This window comes from Rickettsiales bacterium Ac37b (assembly GCA_000746585.2).
Classification (GTDB): Bacteria; Pseudomonadota; Alphaproteobacteria; order Rickettsiales; family Arcanibacteraceae; genus Ac37b.
On the sequence record CP009217.2, the window covers coordinates 478,402 to 496,763 of the forward strand.

The window sequence follows — 18,362 nt, forward strand, 5'->3', positions numbered from 1 at the left end:
ATTTGAGATTAATATACCGATTGAATGATTTTATGCAACACATTACCTTAGTTACAAGGATTAACTACTGTATCCCACTCAGCAGACGAACCACTAACATTACAATACCTAGTAGGAGGGAAAGTAGTGGATTGTACATGTCCTGGTAAACATTTTCCAGTCTGCTTTTTACCAGCTTCAATAGCCTCCCAGCTAGCATACCCATCCTGAGCACGTGCAGCAGTAATTTTAGAACAAGAGGCAACGCCACAAGGATTTTGCACATATCCCCAAGCGCCTTGATCACCAAACGCATAACAAATCCTAGTTGGAGGACCACTAGCTGATTGAGCATATCCGGCTACACATGTTCCAGTTACTTGATCTGCAGCACTAGCCGCATTCCAAGTTGCATTACCATCATCTGCACCAGGGGTAGTTATCTCATTACATGATAATTGTGGTATAGCAACACATAACCCTGCTTCCACAGATGTTTGTTTTCTTATCCCTTCTGTGCTCGTATTAATTATTTTAGCTGTATCAGGTGTATTACCAGAGCATCTAGGACCAGTAACACTATTACAACATCCCGTAGTCACAGGACAAGTTGGCTCTACCCTACCAGGATAATCAATAGATTGACAAGTAGTATAAGGATTTATTAAAACATCATTAGGAAGAGCACTTATAGCACCTCCATTTGCCTTAGATAAAACATATTTTGCTTGGCTTACATTATTATCAAGACATAATTTAGTTCCCCCACCTCTATATACTGCATTTAGGAACCTTAAACCTTCGGTATAACAACAGCTATTACTTGCAGAAGCGCTGCCAGCAGTGCCACTTGGTATTACTCCTCCATTACATGGATCATTACTAAAACATGCCGAAGTTTTATTTGGAGGATTATAATAAGAAGAATCATCCAAATTACCATTGTTATCCGGAGTATCATTATCATCATTTGTAATATATGCACTTAAATTTACACCATGCAATGTTATTGATGAACTTGATTGCATATCTATAACTCCAACCTGCACTAAGCCTTGAGTCATTCCAAGTCCAACTACCATTTGTGGTTTCATATGCGTAGTAGTGCAACCTGCTTGTATGCAGACATTCTGATTTGCACAACTAGTAGTATTACCATCCACTACACACGGCATAGCACACGCTTGTACATTACAACTAGCTATAATAGGTGTTGGAATAGGAGGTCTATCAAAACAACCTATCTCTTCTTTTGGCGAGCCATCTGTATTTAATTCCGATACACAAATTTGCATAGGAGTATCAGAATTAATTTGAGCCTTAAACGATCTATTACGGTTATTAGTATCTATGATATTTTGTATACTGCTTCTATTCTGATTGACAGGATTTCCTGAAGTACTACCAGGAGTTGGAAACTCATATCCTATATCATAAAAATTACCATCATTTATACCATATAAAGATAAATTTAATCTCTGACAGTTTGAATTACCAGCACCCATGCAGCTCGTTTGTGATGGAGGAGTATCACATGGATCTTGGTACCAATTAGTAACAGTTTGAGCTGGCAAACTGCCATCAGGTATATAATATACTACTCTGTAACCTTTAGATTGATCACTCATAGGAGTATAACCAATAAATTTTACACATGGAGTATTAGTAGAACCACCATTACATGCTGGAATCCTATCTTGATACTTACTGTGAATCTCATCAACATTACCACTATTGGTAGCAATTTCTACACAATTACTACTTATTCCCCCTACTGAACAGATAGGAATAAAATTGTCAAAACCAATCCTTACTAAAGGTTGTTCAAAACTACTGCTACTATTTCCAAAGGCATTCAACGTACCAAAAGTATTTACACAAACACTATCACCAGTTGAAACTTCATCTTTATTACATATTCTATTAATAGATGGCGCAGGCGGTGTCATTGAATCTCCCTCATGATAAAAAGGACAAAATGGCGGTGGCGGGGGCCCAGCAGGCGCCTCTACACATCCATGAGCACCATCTCCATCCATAACCCAAGTATTATAGTTTGACACATTAAATATAGCAGCAAGTCCCGCTGCAATACCAGTAAGTATCGCTAGTGGCGGCGATACCACAAGTAACACTAAAGCTGATGAAGCTAGAATTTGTGCTGCTGAACTACCACCAGAACCTTTAGGAGTATTATGGTGATATGGCATATAACCTGTGCCAACTAATCCATCTGAATCACCTAAATCACATGGATCTTGATACGCACATACTCTAATTCTAGGTTTATTATTACCAAAACTTGGAGATTTATTTACATTACCAGTACAATTTCCGTTACTATCTGTTTCATCTTTTATACATCCAGGAGCTGCCGCTCGTGCACAAAAACGTATAGGTATTGGACCTTGCCATACATACTTGCATTCCCCACGGCTGGATAATAATATGTTAGAACAAGTACATATATGCAAAAAACATACTTCTGAACATACTCTAATTTGAGGATTAAAATAATTACTACTTTTAGGCCTACTAACACATGTCTCCGATCCTGCCCAAGGATTGGGATCACTACAGTTATTATCGTCTTCTTTTGAACAAGGCATACTGCAACTTTCTGCACTATAAACAGGAATTAAATAAAGAAACAATATTAAGAAATAACGTAACACCAAATAACCTAGGCTCCTATTATAATTATATATAGTCTGACTTTTATAGTCAGCGAAGTTGGAATGGTCACGTTGTCGCTCACTCCTCACCGAGCATTTAGTCGGCTTCGGATCCTCACTCCTAGTATCATTCTCAACTGCCCTAACTATATTAGCTAATATGTTCATTTTACCTTTAATAATTCATTATTTAATTCTTCTACTTGTTTATAAAAAACTGGTAACCATTTATCCACATCATCACCTTGTTCTATTATAATATCATCAGCAATTTTTACCATCTTTTCATTACCAGATAATACAGCTATTATATTATCTAATCCTGTTAAGTTTAATTCTGCAACAATTGCATATGGTCCCTGTTTCAATAAAAAATGCCTATTAATTGCCTTCATCATTTGTACTAATTTAAATTCTTTATCAGACAACGCAAAAGCTTCTCTATATTCTTGAACCTTAATATCTGGCAAAAATATTTTTGTATCCATATTTTTTATTAATGTATTACTTATATAGTTTTCATTTGGTTTGCTACTAATTTCCATGCCAATCAAAGCTATAGCATTTATTTTGGTTAATTCTGCTAGCCACGATTCTAACTCATTTCCTATAATTTTATTATTTAATATAGACCATGCGTCATTAATCACTATTATGCTTGGCCTGCCATCTAAAAAACGCTTAAATTGATATAATAGATAAGATACTATAGGCAGCGATAATTCTTCTCCACTAGCTAAAACTCCTGTTATATCAAACCCCACTCTTTGTTTTGATAATAAACTTTCTAGATTATCTGAAAAATTATGATTAAATAAACCTGCATATACTCCTTCACCATGCCATTTAGCCAAGTTTTTTAGGAAAAATTCTTTAATATCAGGATGAGTATCATCAGGAAACAATTGTTCTACATAGCCAAGTTTACGCTGCTCAACAGGCAAAGCATATAACTTTTCTACCATTTTCTCAATTACTTCCACTTCCTGCGGAGAAATTCTATCAGCTGATATACCATTGATTATATAGTTAAACCATTTACACAAAAAACTTCTATTATCGCTAGTATCTGGTAAAAGTAATGGATTAATACATATATTTTCTTCAGAATCAGGCCCATTCAGGGTAATCTCTTTATAAATACCATTAATAGCTTTAATCGTTAATTTTGAACGATAATTCTGATCTACAACAAATATATTAGGCAAATACTTACAACTTTCTGTTATTAAGAAATTAGTTAACGTAGTTTTACCAGAAGAGTATGGCCCTACTATAAAAGTGTGACCACTTGATTCATAATGAAAATTAAAGAAATAAGGCGGACCTAAAGCTGTTCTAAATAGAGTTACGGCCTTACCCCATACATTTGATACTTTTCCAGCAGGAAAATTATGCAACGAGGCAAATCCTCCTATTAACTCAAGATTCATAGGGATTTTACGACTTATATAAGAAAAATTAGCTGGTAATTGTGACCAAAAACAATTCTCTATATTAATGTCTTCTTGCACCGTTATAATACCCATTCGTGAAAGAGCTGTAGCAGCCCTTTTTATACTTTGGTCTAAACTATTTATATCCTCAGCTATTATAGTAATAGTTAGCTGGTGATACCCATAACTAGAACCTTTATCGTCAGAATCTTCAAAAGCATCTAAACCACTATATTTGTATAATTCTTGATCATTAGTTAAGTTAACAATATAACGTTGATAATCAAATTGCTTAATAATTTTTTTAGAGTTTCCAAATTCCATATACTGAGTAACTACAAGCTGTAATGGAAGTTGTAATAATATATCAATATCATTAGCTGACAATTCGCTATATTCTTTAATGGACAATATAGAACCAAAATATTTTTTACTACCATTTCTAACTTCAAAACTATTATTACCAAATGCAATTTTATGAGTCGCAAGATATTTAGACAATTCTACTAAAGGGACTGCTATTCTCTCTTCTTTCATGTGTATGATTTTATCAAAGAATTGTAATAATTCTGAATAAGCACCTTCTTTATCTTCTTGAATTTCAAGCCTTTTAGCCCCATATTGCTCAAGAATTATAAGCATGTTATTTACAGTCTGATTTAACTCAGTATGAGATTTAGATAAAAATTCCTCATGTATATAGCGCTGCGCAGAATACGAAAAAGATAGCATGGCATCGCTTAAATTATGTATTTTAGTATCATGCCCTTCATGTATAACGGTGATATATAGCTCATTTACGTATTTATCATCCCAATAATTTTTATGACTCCAAGCATTATGGGTTTCTTGCACAAATTTATTCGTATATTTTATCCCCGCCCCAGGATCAAGACTCCTTTTAGTACGAACAGTATGGAACCATACCGCAAGCTTGTCATTCTTTATATTTTTTAATATCGATTCTCTAACCGTGTCACGTAAATTAACTTTCTCTGCACCAATAGTTTCATAAGAGAAACCAACAAGCTTGATAGTTTGTAACAATTCCCCATTCTTGGTAAGGATTGTATTAGAGTCATAATGGCAAGCATATGGAATAAAATCATGAACAGGAACTTCTAACCTTATCTCAGAATTACTTACTTTCTTTATAAAACTTAATACCATATACTTTTACACACTTTGCCACATCAAGTCATAACGGTTTACCACTATAAACGATATTTATCCTATATCTACATAAATAAAATAATATATTCAATTTTATTATAGGTTTATGAACATATACCACTAATAGTCTGCCCAGTACCAGCAGCACCAGCACCAATCCATGTTACTATCTGTGCAGCACCAAATATCATACCTATACCAATCGCTGTTGCAACCGCGAGGCCCCATGATAATTTTCCTAGAAATAAACCTATACCGAGTACTATTATGGCAATAGTTGCTATACCTTTACCTATAGGACCGTTTAATTGTTTAACAACGTTGCATAATACCGTACTAATAGCATCATTACTAGTTTGGGCCATAACTTCTGGCGGTAATAAAAGCATAACCGCAAAAAAAACTGTAAATATTTTCCAATATATTTTATTTTCTAATACTGGCATATAGTTTAACATATAATTTACCCCTTTTTAAATTGTAATTTCAATCATATCTTAGAATTAGTTATATACACAAAAACTCACCTAACCATACCTATCAAATCAAAGCTTTTTTGTATGTTTTTATAAATTCACGTACAAATATTAGTAACATTACCACCAGTACCAGCAGTACCAGCACTAATCCACATTACTATCTGAGCGGCACCAAATATCATACCTATACCAATCGCAGTTGCCACTGCTAAACCCCATGATAATTTGCCTAGGAATAAACCTATACCGAGTACTATTATGGCAATAGTTGCTATACCTTTACCTATAGGACCGTTTAATTGTTTAACAACGTTGCATAATACTGTACTAATAGCATCATTACTAGTTTGGGCCATAACTTCTGGTGATAATACAAGCATAGCCAGAAAAAAAACTACATATGCTTGCCAATATATTTTTTTTTCTAGGACTGGCATATAATTTAACATAGCACTACCTCATCTCTTTTAATTATAACACCGTAGAATTCCTAAAAATTCTATAATGATACCTAAACTTAGCATAAATATATTAACAAACTTCTAATTTTTTGATAATTTAAAATATTCTATTTTAATTGACTATTACTGTAACATTTTTTCTATACTGAAGTAGTTTTAGTATTAAAATGACACTACTTTAAACTACATTCAGTTTTTTATTGGTTTACGTACAAATATTAGTAACATTACCACCAGTACCAGCAGTACCAGCACTAATCCACATTACTATCTGTGCAGCACCAAATATCATACCTATACCAATAGCTGTTGCAACCGCGAGGCCCCATGATAATTTTCCTAGAAATAAACCTATACCGAGTACTATTATGGCAATAGTTGCTATACCTTTACCTATAGGACCGTTTAATTGTTTAACAACGTTGCATAATACCGTACTAATAGCATCATTACTAGTTTGGGCCATAACTTCTGGCGGTAATAAAAGCATAACCGCAAAAAAAACTGTAAATATTTTCCAATATATTTTATTTTCTAATACTGGCATATAGTTTAACATATTGCTTACCTCATCTTTTTTACTAACATTATTTTAGGATTCATAAAAAATTCCTTAGTCATACTTAAAATTAACAGAAAGGTATTAATAAGTTTCCTAATTTTTTATCACTTTAGAATATTAACGTCTTAAATTATAAGACTGTGTCATTTTTTCTAATTTTAATACAATTTAGTTTTTTGGCTTCCTTAGCAGAGATGGCTTAAACAATTTAAATATTGCCGTATTGATCGTTATAGTAAATTAAGTTGTATTTGGGACGAGGGCAGATAAAGCAAAACCTACAAAATAGTAGGAAAGCTTTAAGCTATAGCAAAGGCAATTTAAAATAATACGAGGAGTGAGGAGCAAAGCGCAGAAATGCTATTGTAGGCAACGAACAACACAAGTAATATTTAAATTGCCACAGCTATAATTGCGTCCTGGATTCAAATCACTATACTTATCACTATGTGCTGTGCTACTTGAACACTATCATACAAAAAAAGTAATAGAACAATAAACAACGATGTATTCAACATCAACTATTTTGATTACAGTGATTTTTTACGTATTTTAAATGGGTAGAATTGTAATAAATATGTATAACTAAATATAATTTAACTATGGACAAATCTCAGAAAATATTATTGGAGAAGCAGTCACACCATTACTAATCCACGCTACTATCTGAGCCGCACCAAAAATCATACCTATACCAATAGCTGTTGCAACCGCGAGGCCCCATGATAATTTGCCCAAGAATAAACCTATACCAAGTACTATGATGGCAATAGTAGAAATACCTTTACCTATAGGACCATTTAATTGCTTTACAATATTACAAAGCACTCGACTAATAGCATCATCATTATTTTGTGCCATAACTTCAATAGGCACTACAGCTATTAATAACACTGCTAAAAAAAGAAGACAAATACGAAAGTAAATTCTATTATCTAATGTATTAAAAATATAAATGTGCATTATTTCCCCTATTTTATATAAAGTCATTTGTAATTATAATTATGCAAGCACACCTTAAGCACCATAAACTTACATAAATTAAATCATATTTTAGAAGAATACCAAATTTAATATGGAGCGGGTGATGAGATTCGAACTCACGACTTCGGCCTTGGCAAGGCAGCGCTCTACCCCTGAGCTACACCCGCTTAAGTAATAAGCACCATTCTATATAACATAGAAAAAACTTTTTTCAAGAACTTATTTATAGATTATTTGAAGAAAAATACATTTATTTATATTAAAAAATTTGATTATATGTTTAATTTTGTTATTTTAAATGTATAGAATAAGACAGTTTTGAAATAGTATATGATAAGAAAGACGATGCGTACAAATTAGTACATAAGCAACATAGCAATATTAAAACTATTTCAACTTACTTGAACTATTTTATTATATTAATCTTAACAAAGCATAGAAAAGCAATTTTTATATTGTTAAAGAATTAGATAAATTAAGGACTATATGACAATTATCACAACTACTGCTGAACTTAATAATTTATGTAATTTATTAAATTCACAAAGTTTTATTACCATAGATACTGAATTTCTGCGTGATAAAACATATTTTCCTAAATTATGTTTAATACAAATTGGCTTGGATAACCACACAGTTATTATTGACGCCCTAAGTCCTCATTTAGACATTACACCTTTATTTTATATCTTCAATAACGATAATATTATTAAAGTTTTTCATGCTGCAACTCAAGATCTAGAAATTATATTCAGACTATCGGGTACTATACCTTACCCTATCTTCGATACCCAAACAGCTGCTATGTTTTGTGGCCTAGGATGCTCAATTAGTTATAATAATCTTTCTACACAACTAATTGGTGTGCAAATAGATAAAACGTATCAATTTACCGATTGGTCATTAAGGCCATTAAGTAATGCACAAATTACCTATGCTCTTAACGATGTACATTATTTAAGGGATATTTACATCAAACTCAGAAAAAAATTATTGGAGTTAAATAGATTGAAATGGCTCGAAGAAGAAATGTTATTAATAAGAAATCCAACTAACTATATTAATAATCCCGAACACGCATGGATAAAGATTAAATCTAAAATTAAAAATAAAAATGCTATTCCATTATTACAAAAACTTGCCGCCTGGCGTGAAATTAATGCTCAACAACTAGATGTTCCTAGAGGACATTTATTAAAAGATAATACATTAATTGAAATATGCAAAATACTACCTGATAGCTTAATTCAATTAAAATCAATTATTACTCCTGCTAATAAACATTTTATACGTAATAAAACTTTAAAAGCTTCTTTATTTAATACTATACAAGAATCCTATATATCTATGGAGGCCAAGCTAAGTTTTTCTATAGAGGATAGCTCTGCTACAAATAGAACCTTATATTCTATGTTAAAATTACTATTAAAATCTAAAAGCACAGAATATAATATATCACCTAATATTATTGCATCAGATGAAGAATTACTAACTATCTCTTCCAATGAAAAAGCATTATCTTCTTACTTAATTAAAACTATGCAAGGTTGGAGATACGATATCTTCGGAAAATATGCGATAGATTTACAACAAGGAAAAATTGCATTAACAATGCGTAATAATAATATTTATGTCATAGAACTATAGTAAATTAAGTTGTATTTGGGACCAGGCTAAGAATAAAGCGAAGCCTCAACGGTGTCAACTTAAGGAAAGAGTTGAATAGATATGAATAACAAAGCAATATTTAAATTGGCGCAGCTATAATCTATAACTCCCTAATTGTTCTTTTATTTTTACAGGGAAAATCTAAGTATTTTGTAATTTGAGCAAATTCCTGTTCATGCTTATTAATAAGTTGCTCTATTTCTTGGGTAGAGAACTCTTTAGCCAAATTCTTACCAGCTAATAAAGCGATACCAAATTTTTCATGCTTCATTTTCGAAAGACAAGTTTCAACTACCATATTATTTTTGTCGAATATTGCTTGTATAAAATTTTTAGCAATTTCATGTTTTTTAGAAATATTATGCTGTATATTTTCTTCAAATACATTATATCTAAATATTTGCTCCCTAATATTTAGTGGCAAATTTTCTAACCAAGAAGCTTGTTGATTATTATCATTACGTAATTGATTAACCCCAAGCAATCTCAAAGTATATTTACCACGCACAGGCAATAGCACCTTCTCTATCATCTCTGCTGACTCTTTCTCGCTATATGACTTAGTTATTTTTCCTGTTGGTAAAGATATTTCATGATTTTCCAAAATATATTGCACTGCTGATTTTCTATTAATTAATTCTCTAGTATCAGATAAATTTAAAGTTTTATTATTAACTACCATATCAGCTAATCTAGTAGCTTGTTCTATATTATCTTGCAGTAACTCATCAACTTCATCACATTTTTCAGATAATGTTAAAACAACTATATTCTTATTAATACTTAAACAATTTATCCATTCTGTATACCCTATTTCAGGCATTTTGTATTTTGTATACTCAACATTTAACTTTAAAACATTTAAAGTTTTATTATTTTTCATGGTAGAAGCTAAATATGAATGACCTAACATTCCTATAAAATTATTTGACAAATCAAGATATTTTAAATGAGTATTACTTTCTAGCGCCTTAGCAAGATAATATGCTCCCTTGTCACCTATACCAAACACTTCATCTAGATCGTGATCTGTATTATCTGTTAAATATAATACCCTTAAAGTAGTATTTTTACTTAAACCTTCAGCTATATGTTTAATTCCTTCTAAACCTATACTATTATAACTTAGATCAAGATGGCGTAGTGAATTATAAGAAAGACATACTTCACTTATCCGCTCCATTAATACGCTTATATCATCTGAATCACTTAAATTTACAGAAAATCTTAAGGAGTGTATAGAACTATCTGGTTTATTCAATATTTGAGCTAAACTTTCAATATCCTTCAAACATAGATCAAGATTATCATCTAAGTCTGCACTATATTTTATAAGAGATGAGATAGTTTTATTTGTATCAAAAGTATCTACCAAATATTCAAATGGTGACATCTCACAATCTACAAATTCGATACATTTTAGTTTGATATTGTTGCTTAATATTAATCCCAGTGTTTGAACTATTTGGATCTCTTCTATATCTCTTATCATTAACTCTTCAATAGCAGCATTTGATTCTAATAATTGTAACACTTCTGCAATTTGTTTTTTTGAAAATGATTTATCAATTATAGCCACTTCCTTTACCTATATATTTTTAATATTAATTAAAATTATAAATTTAATTATAACACATTATTAATTTATGTAAACATATATTAAAGATTTAAATTTTTTATTACATTTTGTTTTGGGTTTTATCCCATTAATTTAAATCTTTTATCTTTAATTCTTGATAAGCAAATTTTCTCACTTTCTTAGGGCAGAGCTCCGCAAGCGAACATACTAAATAAAAATCCTTTTTATCTCTTAATAACCAAGAAATTGCTTGTAATTTATTCATTTTATATACACGCTTTTTAGTAGATTTAATAGAAGCATCCATGAAAGCTTGTGTGATTACCATACGCCATAATAATACCTCACCAGACAATTCTTTTTGAGTATTACACATTTCTCCTATGAGATTATCTATTGGTTTTTTATACATTATCACCTCCAAAGACTATGCTAATTAAAAACCAAAATATAATGGGATTTTACCCATTTGTCAATGGGAAACATCCCACGTGCAAAAATCTTATAATTGTATCATAATGTATTTATGGATAAAGATTTAGCGACGAACTTAAAGGCAATGATGATTAAGAAAGGCTTTTCTATGAAAGGCTTATCCCTTAGTGCACACCTAAACGAAACAGCAGTACGCGATATTATTACTGGAAGAGTTAAGAATCCCACTTACATTACACTTGAAAAATTAGCTAGAGTTTTAGAGTGCGAGGTTAAAGATTTAACTGCATCCTCTACAAGCAATAATTCATTTACCCATTCTGTAAACGTTCTAGATACAGAAGCTCTAATTAAATCTATAATTAAAGTTGATCACATAATACAAAAGAATAACTTAAGTTTAAATATAGAAGATAAAGCAAGAGTATATGTAGCATGGTATGAATTAGCTTTGTTAACACAAGACGAACATATAGATAATTCAGAACAACAATTGTATACTTTATTAAAATTTGCCAAAAAATAAATTTAACTCTTCATTAAGTTTCTTACATTATTTTTTTATTCCTTATTTTGACTGCCTTTAATAATTCTTTTACAAAAATATAAATAAATTTTTTTTTATAAAAATTACTTGTATTTATATAATAAATATCTTATATCTGTTACCATTTAACTAATTGTATTAGTATAAACCAATGGTAAAACGGGAAATAAATTTAAAATTATTACTGCCTTTAATTCTCTTAGGCGTAGCTTTGTGGTATTTACCAACTCCAAGAGGGCTAGACTCTAAAGGATGGCATATTCTTATTATATTCATGATTACAGTTATTGGCATTATTATCTCACCTATGCCTATGGGAGCTACAGCTTTTGCTGCTATAGCTACCTTAGTTCTAACTAATACTCTTTCACTTCATAATGCACTTAGTGGCTTTAGTTCACATATAGTATGGTTAGTAGTTATAGCTTTTTTTATCGCAAGAGGATTTATTAAATCGGGATTAGGTGAGAGAATAGCTTACTATTTAATTAGTAAATTTGGGCATAGTACTATAGGTTTATCTTATAGCTTGATATTTACTGAATTTCTGTTAGCACCAATGATTCCAAGTGCTACTGCAAGAGGTGGAGGTATTATTTTTCCTATAGTACAATCTTTAGCCGAGGAATATGCAAAATCTCCTTATTTTGCCCATAAAACTGGTAAAAATTATACTGCTGCATTTTTAATTACAGTATGTTTCCACACAAACGTTATAACATGCGCTTTATTTTTAACAGCAATGGCTGCTAACCCTTTAATAGCTAGTTTAGCTGCTTCTTTAAATGTACATATAAGTTGGCTCAATTGGTCATTAGCTACAATTGTTCCCGGAGTTGTAAATCTAATTATATTACCATATTTGGTGTATTTTTTATTACCTCCAGATATAAAACATAGCGTAGAAATTCCAAAACAAGCAAGTCATGCGCTAGCGGCTATGGGTAAACTTTCTCGTAATGAGATTATAATGATAATTACATTTGCCGTTATGATTTTATTATGGGTAGTAGGACCTGCATGGAAGATTGATGCTACGACTACTGCTTTAATAGGTTTTTTAGCACTGATCACAACAGGGGTGTTATCCTGGGATGATGCTATTACTGAAAAAGGTGCATGGAAAACTTTAATGTGGTTTGCTACTTTGCTTATGATGGCAGAATTTTTAACAAAGCTTGGTATTACAGCATGGGCTGAAGTTAATATAAAAAATATGCTTGGAAACGCCCAAGGACCATATATAATTCTTATTTTAGGTATCATATTTTTTTATATACATTACTTTTTTGCCAGTATTACAGCCCATGCAACAGTTATGTATACTACTTTTATGCTTATGCTTATCCATTTAGGGGTAGCTCCGTTAATAGCAGGTATCTCATTAGCAGTATTATCTAACCTATCTGGAGGATTAACCCATTACGGTATTAGTTCAGCACCAATTTATTTTGGAGCCGGGTATTTATCAGCAAAAGAATGGTGGAAAGTAGGTGGGATTATATCAACCTGTAATATGATTATATGGATAGCCGTAGGTTCCATATGGTTATATATACTAGGATGGTGGTAAGGCAGAATTTTTGTATTGTATCCTAGGTGTACACCTAGCATCGTGGGAAACTACCGTGAGATAATTGTTTTCTTTACTGAAACTTGTAATTCAGGTACTAACTCTGTATAGAACCAACCATTCTTCTGTAGTGCAATATTATTACGCCAACTTGGATGAGGCAAAGGAAAAAAATAAGGTAAGTATCTATGCCATAGTCTAACTGTTAACCACATAGTTTTTTGCATTTCCGTTTTTAAATAATATTTCTGAGCATAACTTCCTACCAAAAGTACTAATTTAATGTTAGGTAATAAATCTAATAAATTTTTATGCCATTTGGGCGCACACTCACGACGTGGAGGATTATCTCCCCCATTCTTATTTATACCTGGATAACAAAAACCCATAGGCATAATAGCTATATTATCATGGTTATAAAACTCTACTTTATCCATCGCAAGCCACTCTCTTAATCTATCACCTGAACGATCATTCCAAGGTATCCCGCTATTATGCACTCTAATACCTGGAGCCTGTCCTATAATTAATAGTTTAGCTGAATGATTAACTCTAAGTATTGGACGAACCCCTAAAGGTAAAAATGCAGCACAGTTACTGCATTCTCTTATTTTTATTAATAACTCATTTAAATTATCCATATCCTTTAATCAGAAATTGATATTTTCGTATAATGTTTTATTTTGCAGTTTGATTTTTATTTTTGTATTATTCTTTAATTAAAACTTCTCTTCTTCCAACATGATTGGCATTACTAACCACACCTTCTTTTTCCATACACTCTATTATATTAGCGGCACGATTATATCCTATTCTAAAATAACGCTGTATATAACTAGTAGAGGCTTTTCTCTCTCTTTGTACTAATTCTACTGCTTTATCATATAAATCATCATATTCACCTTCACTAGTATTATCCTCTTCTTCATCATCGCTATTATAAGTTATATCTTCAATATATTCAGGACTACCTTGGCTCATTAGATAAGATACTATTTTTTCTACTTCTTGGTCTTCAACAAAAGGACCATGTACTCTAACAATTTTCCCTCCGCCAGACATATATAACATATCCCCTTGACCTAAAAGCTGCTCTGCACCACCTTGCTCCCCTAAAATTGTTCTGCTGTCTATACGTGAGGTAACCTGAAAACTTACACGCGTAGGAAAATTAGCTTTTATGACTCCTGTAATCACATCTACAGACGGTCTTTGAGTTGCCATAATCATATGTATACCTGCAGCACGTGCCATCTGTGATAACCTTTGTACTAGCCCTTCTATATCTTTACCAGCTACCAACATTAAATCTGCCATTTCATCTACTATTACTACAATGAAGGGCAAAGGCTCCATAGAAATTGGTATTTGTTCATTGATAGGCTTACCAGTTTTAGCATCAAATCCTGTCTGAATAGATCTGGTTAACTGCTTACCTTTTGCTTTAGCTTCCATAATGTATTTATTATAACCGGCAATATTCCTTACTCCCAAATTGGACATAGTTCGATAACGATTTTCCATTTCCTTTACTACCCATTTCAAGGCCACTACCGCTTTTTGAGGCTCGGTTACCACCGGTGTTAACAAATGTGGAATACCTTCATAAACTGATAACTCTAACATCTTAGGATCTATCATAATAAATTTACATTCTTTGGGGGTAAGCCTATAAAGTAATGACAAAATCATTACATTAATAGCCACCGATTTTCCAGAGCCAGTAGTACCAGCTACCAGTAAATGTGGCATACGTGTTAAATCTGCAATTACACCCTTACCAGCTATATCTTTACCTAAAATTAAAGGTAATTTTTCTTCTCCAGATTTGTATTGGTCTGTTTCTAACAATTCTCTTAAATAAACCATTTCTCTATGTTGGTTAGGTAACTCTATACCAATAACGTTCCGACCAGGAATCACAGCTATACGTGCAGATATTGCGCTCATTGACCTAGCTATATCGTCAGCAAGACCTATAATGCGCGAAGATTTAGTACCAGCTTTTGGTTCTAATTCATATAAAATGACTACTGGCCCTTGATGAACATCAGTAATTTGTCCATAAATACCAAAATCATTCAGCACCTGTTCAAGTTTTTCTACTTGATGCGCAAGCAAATTATTGCTCATATGATGTTTTTTTCCTCGTTCTATAATCACATTTAATAATGAGGTATAAGGCAATTTATATGATCCCAATGGTTCTATAGCATGTTTTACTATTTGTTTCATTTTAGGTCTAGTAGTAGATTTTAACTGGCGTTTTAATTCTGTAGAAAAATTTGAAGATACATTTTGTTCTTCTACTTTCTTTCTACGATATATAGAAATAAATGGATAACTGAATACAATAAACGTAATTTTTATTAATTTCCATAAATAGCATAATATATAGGTTATAAAATCCCCAATCTTCGAGCATTCTTTAAATGTCAACGAAGACGCAATAAATATTACCATAATACTAATGAGTAAAACAGAAATAGGCATAATATATAATGGAACCGTTAAAGGCCAAATAGCTTTTAATTTAATACCTACATAATATCCTATATAACCATTATGAAAAATCTCATCATTAGGTTTGGTAAATAATAAATTAAATACTGTAGCAACAGCCATAACTGCCAACAATAAAAATGCTATTCTTACTAGCCAAAATTGTATTTCCTTTTGCATTACGATTCTTATTCCCCAGCATAGCGGTATTATTGCGAATAAAGCTGAGGCCCCTCCAAATAATTGTAATAACGGATCCACAATAAAGGCTCCATACACCCCTCCATAATTATGTACAGCGTTATCATTAGCTAAATTAAATGAAGGATCACTTGCACTATAGGTAATTAAAGAAACTGTTAAAAAACAAGCAATTATTATAAGCAGTATACCTATAATATAATGCAAATTAGCGGTAAAGGGATAAAATATTCGTGCTATTTTCATAATAACATATTATAGTACATGCGTATCTGATGCAAGAAACAATATATGATTTACTAGGCTATGGACACCTAATTTGGTAAAAGGATGTTTTTAGAAGCGTTTGAGCGAAAATTATAGTTTACCTATTGCAGGGGTTGAACCATCATTTGCAGTCAAAAGAAATAAAAACCTATTTATCATAATTAGGTGCGCATAGCCTAAAATTCATATTTACAACTTTTAATATATTATATACATAATAAGCAGTTTAAATCAATGGAGATATAATGGCTAGCATAAAATCATCTACTGTAATTCAATCTAATTTTGCTAAAGGAAATCATAATTTAGAACAAAACTTAATGTTTGATATATTAAAAGTCAGTATTGATGGGGCACTAGCATCTTTTGATTGGGTTGGCAAAGGAGATGAAAAAAGCGCAGATCAAGCAGCTGTTAGTGCTATACGCTCGTCCTTAAATCAACTTAACATAGACGCTACTATTGTGATAGGAGAAGGCGAACGAGATAAAGCACCTATGTTATACATAGGAGAAAAAGTAGGTATAGGTTCTGGTCCTAAGCTAGATATAGCCTTGGATCCTCTTGAAGGTACTACTATATGCGCACATGCTGCACCGGAAGCTATGTCAGTTATAGCAATTGCCGAAGAAGGAGGATTTTTACACGCTCCTGATGTTTATATGGAAAAAATAGCTATAGGACCCAATTTCCCCCCTAATATAATAGATTTGGATAACACACCTCACGTTAATTTGCAAAATATAGCAAAAGCTAAAAAATGCCACGTTAATGACTTAACAGTAGCAGTCTTAAAGCGAGAAAGACATAAAGAGCTTATAGCTAAAATTAGAGAGGCAGGCGCTAAAATTCAACTTATTAGTGATGGCGATATTGCAAGTGTAATTTCTACAGCTATTAGCAATTCTAATGTTGATATTTACATGGGAACAGGTGGTGCTCCCGAAGGAGTTTTAGCTGCTGCAGCACTACGCGCAACTGGAGGACAAATGATGGGTAGGCTAATATTTAATGATGATAACGAAAAAAAACGTGCTTATAACATGGGCATAAGCGATCCTAATCAAAAATATATGATTGATGATTTAGCTAAGGGAAACGTAATATTTGCTGCAACAGGTGTAACTAGCGGCTCCCTATTAAATGGTATAGAAAAACTATCTAACCATTACACATCTCATTCTATGATTACCTATTCTAAAAATTCGAGTATACATTACATAACCTCTACGCATAAATTTTAATGCTTGCAAAATATTTATTAAATTTAATAATTAATTTAGAAATACGGAGATAATTTTGTTTCTTATTATAGGTTTTATATCATGCATTGCTTTAATTTTAATTGCCAAATTTGTGGGTATATTGATTAAAAGACCTGACAATTACTATGATTCTAAAAAATTATATTGATTTATCCAAATAAGGAGAAGTGTATTAACCACTCCTTATTTGGATATTTTTACATTCATGTACTTTAACGTGATCCAATAAACGAATAAGATTCTTTATTAGCACTCGTATGTTTGTGATGATGAGAAGTTAATTTATTTTTATGTTTATTTAATTGAGTTTCAATTTTTCCTATAGCTTCATCAAAAGCTTTATAAGCGGTATCACCTGTACCATTTGCTTTCAGTACTTCTCCTCCTACTTTAGATTTGGGAGTAATAATAATATCTACACTATATGGGTCAGCATGCGGCTCTTTTGATAAAATTATTTCATTTTTTTGAATAAATTCAGAATATTTTTTTTCAATTTTATTAGAAAAGGATTCATTTACATATTTTTTTAATGCATCTCCTACATCTATATGTTTACCGGCAATTATCTCCATA

Annotated in this window: 15 protein-coding genes and 1 tRNA gene; 4 read left to right on the forward strand and 12 right to left on the reverse strand. The window is 31.8% G+C overall.

The genetic code is table 11. The features are described 5' to 3' along the window. Positions 1–47: 47 nt before the first annotated feature. The 7 genes from NOVO_02340 to NOVO_02370 all read right to left on the reverse strand — a co-directional run bounded on the left by NOVO_02340 (position 48) and on the right by NOVO_02370 (position 7,916). Positions 48–2,822 carry a hypothetical protein gene (locus tag NOVO_02340; GenBank protein AIL64863.1) on the reverse strand — a complete coding sequence of 925 codons (2,775 nt, stop codon included), beginning with the start codon at positions 2,820–2,822 and terminating at the stop codon, positions 48–50. Further along, complete coding sequence (virB4_2, locus tag NOVO_02345; protein ID AIL64864.1) at positions 2,819–5,260, reverse strand: Type IV secretion system protein virB4; 2,442 nt, start codon at positions 5,258–5,260, stop codon at positions 2,819–2,821. Before virB4_2 ends, NOVO_02340 begins: the two co-directional genes overlap by 4 nt. A gap of 107 nt (positions 5,261–5,367) precedes the next feature. Continuing rightward, positions 5,368–5,721, reverse strand: coding sequence for a Type IV secretory pathway, VirB2 components (pilins) (locus NOVO_02350; GenBank protein ID AIL64865.1), 354 nt, complete (start codon positions 5,719–5,721; stop codon positions 5,368–5,370). A gap of 116 nt (positions 5,722–5,837) precedes the next feature. After that, on the reverse strand, positions 5,838–6,191 hold the full coding sequence (locus tag NOVO_02355) for a Type IV secretory pathway, VirB2 components (pilins) (GenBank protein AIL64866.1): 354 nt from the start codon (positions 6,189–6,191) through the stop codon (positions 5,838–5,840). Positions 6,192–6,408: 217 nt separating this feature from the next. Beyond that, positions 6,409–6,762, reverse strand: coding sequence for a Type IV secretory pathway, VirB2 components (pilins) (locus NOVO_02360; GenBank protein AIL64867.1), 354 nt, complete (start codon positions 6,760–6,762; stop codon positions 6,409–6,411). A 603-nt stretch (positions 6,763–7,365) separates the two neighbouring features. Further along, on the reverse strand, positions 7,366–7,728 hold the full coding sequence (locus NOVO_02365; protein ID AIL64868.1) for a Type IV secretory pathway, VirB2 components (pilins): 363 nt from the start codon (positions 7,726–7,728) through the stop codon (positions 7,366–7,368). A gap of 113 nt (positions 7,729–7,841) precedes the next feature. Further along, a tRNA-Gly gene (locus tag NOVO_02370) sits at positions 7,842–7,916 on the reverse strand. Positions 7,917–8,235: 319 nt separating this feature from the next. Between NOVO_02370 and rnd the strand changes: the two genes are divergently transcribed. Continuing rightward, positions 8,236–9,396 carry a Ribonuclease D gene (gene rnd / locus NOVO_02375; GenBank protein AIL64869.1) on the forward strand — a complete coding sequence of 387 codons (1,161 nt, stop codon included), beginning with the start codon at positions 8,236–8,238 and terminating at the stop codon, positions 9,394–9,396. 121 nt (positions 9,397–9,517) lie between these two features. Here the strand turns inward: rnd and NOVO_02380 are convergent, their stop codons facing one another. Both NOVO_02380 and NOVO_02385 read right to left on the reverse strand, forming a co-directional pair. Continuing rightward, positions 9,518–10,996 carry a Leucine-rich repeat protein gene (locus NOVO_02380; protein ID AIL64870.1) on the reverse strand — a complete coding sequence of 493 codons (1,479 nt, stop codon included), beginning with the start codon at positions 10,994–10,996 and terminating at the stop codon, positions 9,518–9,520. Positions 10,997–11,123: 127 nt separating this feature from the next. Then, on the reverse strand, positions 11,124–11,408 hold the full coding sequence (locus tag NOVO_02385; GenBank protein AIL64871.1) for a hypothetical protein: 285 nt from the start codon (positions 11,406–11,408) through the stop codon (positions 11,124–11,126). Positions 11,409–11,522: 114 nt separating this feature from the next. On the opposite strand from NOVO_02385, the gene NOVO_02390 reads away from it, so the two are divergent. Continuing rightward, the gene (locus tag NOVO_02390; GenBank protein ID AIL64872.1) at positions 11,523–11,957 is read left to right on the forward strand and encodes a hypothetical protein; all 435 of its coding nucleotides are present in this window, start codon (positions 11,523–11,525) and stop codon (positions 11,955–11,957) included. 172 nt (positions 11,958–12,129) lie between these two features. Then, positions 12,130–13,551, forward strand: coding sequence for a Putative malate transporter (locus tag NOVO_02395; GenBank protein ID AIL64873.1), 1,422 nt, complete (start codon positions 12,130–12,132; stop codon positions 13,549–13,551). 50 nt (positions 13,552–13,601) lie between these two features. On the opposite strand, the gene NOVO_02400 is transcribed toward NOVO_02395, so the two are convergent. Continuing rightward, on the reverse strand, positions 13,602–14,192 hold the full coding sequence (locus tag NOVO_02400) for a Uracil DNA glycosylase superfamily protein (GenBank protein AIL64874.1): 591 nt from the start codon (positions 14,190–14,192) through the stop codon (positions 13,602–13,604). A 67-nt stretch (positions 14,193–14,259) separates the two neighbouring features. Next, the gene (ftsK, locus tag NOVO_02405) at positions 14,260–16,500 is read right to left on the reverse strand and encodes a DNA translocase FtsK (GenBank protein AIL64875.1); all 2,241 of its coding nucleotides are present in this window, start codon (positions 16,498–16,500) and stop codon (positions 14,260–14,262) included. Between the two features lie 266 nt (positions 16,501–16,766). Between ftsK and glpX the strand changes: the two genes are divergently transcribed. Then, positions 16,767–17,765, forward strand: coding sequence for a Fructose-1,6-bisphosphatase class 2 (gene glpX, locus NOVO_02410; GenBank protein AIL64876.1), 999 nt, complete (start codon positions 16,767–16,769; stop codon positions 17,763–17,765). A gap of 233 nt (positions 17,766–17,998) precedes the next feature. Here the strand turns inward: glpX and NOVO_02415 are convergent, their stop codons facing one another. Then, positions 17,999–18,361 carry a Ribosome-associated inhibitor A gene (locus NOVO_02415; protein AIL64877.1) on the reverse strand — a complete coding sequence of 121 codons (363 nt, stop codon included), beginning with the start codon at positions 18,359–18,361 and terminating at the stop codon, positions 17,999–18,001. Between the last annotated feature and the right edge of the window lies 1 nt (position 18,362).

What these genes read in the sequence shown, in the direction of transcription:
- NOVO_02355 (AIL64866.1), bottom strand. Translation starts at nt 6,191, where the DNA reads ATGTTAAATTATATGCCAGTCCTAGAAAAAAAAATATATTGGCAAGCA.
- NOVO_02415 (AIL64877.1), bottom strand. Translation starts at nt 18,361, where the DNA reads ATGGAGATAATTGCCGGTAAACATATAGATGTAGGAGATGCATTAAAA.
- NOVO_02365 (AIL64868.1), bottom strand. Translation starts at nt 7,728, where the DNA reads ATGCACATTTATATTTTTAATACATTAGATAATAGAATTTACTTTCGT.
- virB4_2 (AIL64864.1), bottom strand. Translation starts at nt 5,260, where the DNA reads ATGGTATTAAGTTTTATAAAGAAAGTAAGTAATTCTGAGATAAGGTTA.
- NOVO_02360 (AIL64867.1), bottom strand. Translation starts at nt 6,762, where the DNA reads ATGTTAAACTATATGCCAGTATTAGAAAATAAAATATATTGGAAAATA.
- NOVO_02400 (AIL64874.1), bottom strand. Translation starts at nt 14,192, where the DNA reads ATGGATAATTTAAATGAGTTATTAATAAAAATAAGAGAATGCAGTAAC.
- NOVO_02395 (AIL64873.1), top strand. Translation starts at nt 12,130, where the DNA reads ATGGTAAAACGGGAAATAAATTTAAAATTATTACTGCCTTTAATTCTC.
- NOVO_02385 (AIL64871.1), bottom strand. Translation starts at nt 11,408, where the DNA reads ATGTATAAAAAACCAATAGATAATCTCATAGGAGAAATGTGTAATACT.
- glpX (AIL64876.1), top strand. Translation starts at nt 16,767, where the DNA reads ATGGCTAGCATAAAATCATCTACTGTAATTCAATCTAATTTTGCTAAA.
- NOVO_02350 (AIL64865.1), bottom strand. Translation starts at nt 5,721, where the DNA reads ATGTTAAACTATATGCCAGTATTAGAAAATAAAATATATTGGAAAATA.
- NOVO_02390 (AIL64872.1), top strand. Translation starts at nt 11,523, where the DNA reads ATGGATAAAGATTTAGCGACGAACTTAAAGGCAATGATGATTAAGAAA.
- ftsK (AIL64875.1), bottom strand. Translation starts at nt 16,500, where the DNA reads ATGAAAATAGCACGAATATTTTATCCCTTTACCGCTAATTTGCATTAT.
- rnd (AIL64869.1), top strand. Translation starts at nt 8,236, where the DNA reads ATGACAATTATCACAACTACTGCTGAACTTAATAATTTATGTAATTTA.
- NOVO_02340 (AIL64863.1), bottom strand. Translation starts at nt 2,822, where the DNA reads ATGAACATATTAGCTAATATAGTTAGGGCAGTTGAGAATGATACTAGG.